Genomic DNA, 3,547 nt, shown 5'->3' with positions numbered 1-3,547 from the left:
GGTTTTGTTTTATCTTATTGATTTTAAATGATAATTTACTTGGTTTGAGTTTTGCTTGGTAGTAAGTGTATTTTCTTAAATAAATAAAGGAGTTATTATGAGTACCGTTATTACTGGGTTATTCGAAAGTGCATCACAAGCAACACTCGCAATTTATAGATTAGAAGCTTTAGGTATTAATGAAGCTGATATTAGTATTGTAGCCAACGACTCATACGCAAAGGAAGATTTTGCTGTAGACGAAGGTACTAAAGCTGCCGAAGGCGGCATTATAGGCGCGGCTTCAGGTGGTATTCTTGCTGCAATTATTGGTGGATTTACTGCTGTAGGGACTGTAGCAACAGGTGGTACAGGCTTATTAGTTGCCGGTCCATTAGTCGCTGCATTTGCCGCTGGTGGCGCAGGTGCTGCAGTAGGTGGTACTTTAGGTGCCGCAGTTGGTGCGTTTATCCCCGAGCACGAAATTAAGTACTACGAAGACGCCATTGAAAAAGGCTCTATATTAATTGGTATTAAGTACGATAGTGACAACAAAAACGCTATTGAAGAAATACTTAACAATGCAGGCGCAAGTAACGTTTCTACAGCGTAATGCTAGCTAATTAGTTTCAAAATTAATATGAAAGGTGAAACTTAGTTTCACCTTTTTTATGCTATTTTTTTGATTAGGCATAAAATCTAACTTTAAGTAGCGCTTACAACTAAGTTATTATTTTAACTGTATTAATACTAAGCCCGAGAACACTTTGAATTATTTAGCTCACCTTTATTTAGCACAGCCTACAGCCGATTCTCACTTTGGGAACTTGTTGGGCGACTTTGGTGGTAAAAGGCATGTAGAACACTTACCAAATACGGTTATAAACGGGCTCGATAACCACTATTTAGTCGATAAATTTACCGACTCTCACCCAGTAGTAAAACACGCTAAACAGTACTTTTCACCCGAGCGTAAGCGCTTTGCTGGTGTAGCTATTGATGTGGTGTTTGATCATTTTTTAATTGTGCATTGGCAGCGATTTAGCAAGCAACCTTTAAGTGACTTTAAGTACACCAGCTATCAGCTTTTAAATAATCGCATACCTGTTATGCCAACGCGTATGCAGCATGTTGTAACAAGTATGACTAAAAACGATTGGTTTAAAGAATACGAAACCATGGATGGAATAGGGCTAGCACTTGATAATATTGCCAAGCGTATTCGCTTTACTAACACTTTTGCTGGCGCGGCTGATGACATAGCACGGAATTACGATGAATTAGAAGCCGTTTTTTTAGCGTTCTTCCCGGAGCTAATTAAGCATGTAAGTGAGTTTGATCTTGAAAGCACCTCAAAAAATGGCATAAAGCGCATTATTTAAAGTTTTCATCAATTGTTAACCTTTTGTGATAATTTAAGGTAAAAAAAACGCTACTCTAATACAAATTAATTTTTGAGTGTTTTTAATGAATCGCAATTACTTGGTTATTGTGAGCTTTGCTGTTTTAGCGGCATTTCAATCTGGTGCTGTATTGGCTTTCGACTTTGACTTAAAGTCGGTACGAACCACTATTTCAAACCCTAACACTAGCCACGCGTTAATATATGACGACTTGGCTGGAAATAATCAAAAAACACTGTTTTCGTTAGAGCCCATAAACAATCAACGTGTGGGTGTGTTTTTTGATATTAACGACATTGAAATTGGTTATTCTGCCGATATTTTTGAAGATGATGTTGAAACAAAAACACAAGATATACTGCTTTCGTATAGAAAATTTAAAAATTCTAAAATCACATTTAACTATCAAACGCTTGAAGGGCTACAAAGCACGGCTAGCAATTTAAGCGGCAATCAAACGGATCAAATTTTCTCGCAAAATACACGTTCAACCAAGTTTGAGCTATCTGGCCAACACAACTTTTATACCTTTAATAATAAAGAGTCTTTGTTTGAGCATTTTTTTCTTAATAGACCAAAGCTAAGCAGCAAATTTGACTTGTCGTTAAGTGTTGTTGGCGCGTGGTCTTTCAAGCATGTATCTCTTGAGAATAAAGATAATATTGTGTTTCAGGCTGATTTTTTAAATTCGTCTGCACCACAGGTCACTAAGTTAATTTCTAATTCGTACGGGGCGAGTATTGGCTCGCTTTTATCATTTTCGTTGCCGCATAATGTTCACGTATTTGCTGAATACAAAGTAGGTAAGGGAAATATTCGAAATACAGACCCTGGGCTGGGGTTAAAAGATTCGGGCGGTGAAAAAGTAGCGGCATACGGCGGTGGTATTTCTTGGACTTCAAGTAACAAAAAACTCATGGTAGTACTACGTGCGTGGGAGCAAACAGGTAGGCATATAGATACTTCTTTTGGTGACTTGTCAGTAATTAAGTTTTTTTAATATTGAGTGCTGGGGCTCTCACTTAAGTTTTTGCAGAATTTTAGGGATAAGTAATTACACCTGCATGTAATTACTTAATAGTAATGAGTGCTTAGTTAGTCTTTCATTGAGCGCCATGCAAATGTAGATGCTGCAATAACGATCGCAATGGCAATACCTAAGTAGAGTGTTTCTATTGTGCCGCCGAACTCAACTGCGTGCTCTAAAAATAGTATTACCAGTACAACCGAAGTTACTTGTACCAGAGTTATTTTTAAATCATGAAAGTCTTTAATATTAAAAGCAGCAAGAAATTTACTTTCCTCAGGCTTAGATGGTGTTATAAATAGTCGGTACAAGCTAATAGCAATAACTTGTAAGGTAATTCCGATTAGTAGCAAATCAAGAATTTTCAGTAGTTCAACTATTAGGGCTTTACCGGCTTTAGCTGAATCAGGCAGGTCAAATAGCGTTGTTATTACTATATTAGCTACAATATTAATGCATGAAACATAAACGAGTAATGATGATATTGCAGCGGTAATAACGGCGATTACGACCAAAAACCGACTTGTTTGGAATATATTTTCCATGTTGCTCAACTTTATAATTAGACCTGACTTATACGAAACGTAGCTTAAGTTAGATCCCTTACGAACTTTTTACTTTTATATTTGCTTTAACATATTGGCTATTTACTTGTTAAGCATAGAAATAACAAATTTAACTGGAATATTATGAGTAAGAATAACGATGTACCTCAGGCTTATGTTAAGCAAGAGGAAGGTTATAGAATAAAAGCCTTAAGATTATATCCTTGGGTATGCGGGCGTTGTGCTCGTGAGTTTGAATACTCAAATTTACGTGAGTTAACGGTGCATCATGTTGATCATAACCACAGTAATAATCCTGAAGACGGAAGTAACTGGGAGTTATTGTGTATTTATTGCCACGACAATGAGCACAATAAATACCACGAGCATATTATGTATGGCGGGTCGACTACAGATCGCAAAGTTGAGGCTGCGACGCATTCTCCATTTGCCGATTTAAAAGCGATGCTTAATAAATCAAAGTAATATTAGTTAAATTAAGAGCTTAAACCTAAAATTTTATTAATTTAAATGGCATTTTGAGGGTGAACGGTTATAAACCGAAGCAACCTCAAAATTAACTTTAAATTGGT

The 3,547-nt window shown here is 36.6% G+C and carries 5 protein-coding genes; 4 read left to right on the top strand and 1 reads right to left on the bottom strand.

From position 1 onward, the window contains the following. Positions 1-97: 97 nt before the first annotated feature. The 3 genes from GQR46_RS17670 (at position 98) to GQR46_RS17660 (ending at position 2,382) form a co-directional block, all read left to right on the top strand. Positions 98-592 carry a hypothetical protein gene (locus GQR46_RS17670; RefSeq protein ID WP_007378461.1) on the top strand — a complete coding sequence of 165 codons (495 nt, stop codon included), beginning with the start codon at positions 98-100 and terminating at the stop codon, positions 590-592. 154 nt (positions 593-746) lie between these two features. Next, on the top strand, positions 747-1,361 hold the full coding sequence (locus GQR46_RS17665) for an ACP phosphodiesterase (RefSeq protein ID WP_165741776.1): 615 nt from the start codon (positions 747-749) through the stop codon (positions 1,359-1,361). Positions 1,362-1,446: 85 nt separating this feature from the next. Beyond that, positions 1,447-2,382, top strand: coding sequence for a hypothetical protein (locus tag GQR46_RS17660; RefSeq protein ID WP_165741775.1), 936 nt, complete (start codon positions 1,447-1,449; stop codon positions 2,380-2,382). Positions 2,383-2,477: 95 nt separating this feature from the next. Here GQR46_RS17660 and GQR46_RS17655 read toward each other — a convergent pair whose 3' ends face one another. Next, on the bottom strand, positions 2,478-2,954 hold the full coding sequence (locus GQR46_RS17655; protein ID WP_007581432.1) for a YqhA family protein: 477 nt from the start codon (positions 2,952-2,954) through the stop codon (positions 2,478-2,480). A gap of 144 nt (positions 2,955-3,098) precedes the next feature. Here GQR46_RS17655 and GQR46_RS17650 point away from each other — a divergent pair, with 144 nt between their 5' ends. Continuing rightward, entirely contained in the window at positions 3,099-3,440 is a 342-nt protein-coding gene (locus tag GQR46_RS17650; RefSeq protein WP_007581433.1) for a YajD family HNH nuclease, read from the top strand. Positions 3,441-3,547: the final 107 nt, after the last annotated feature.

It is taken from the genome of Pseudoalteromonas sp. Z1A6 (assembly GCF_011378745.1).
Classification (GTDB): domain Bacteria; phylum Pseudomonadota; class Gammaproteobacteria; order Enterobacterales; family Alteromonadaceae; genus Pseudoalteromonas; species Pseudoalteromonas arctica.
This window is presented reverse-complemented; position numbering and strand designations above follow the sequence as displayed.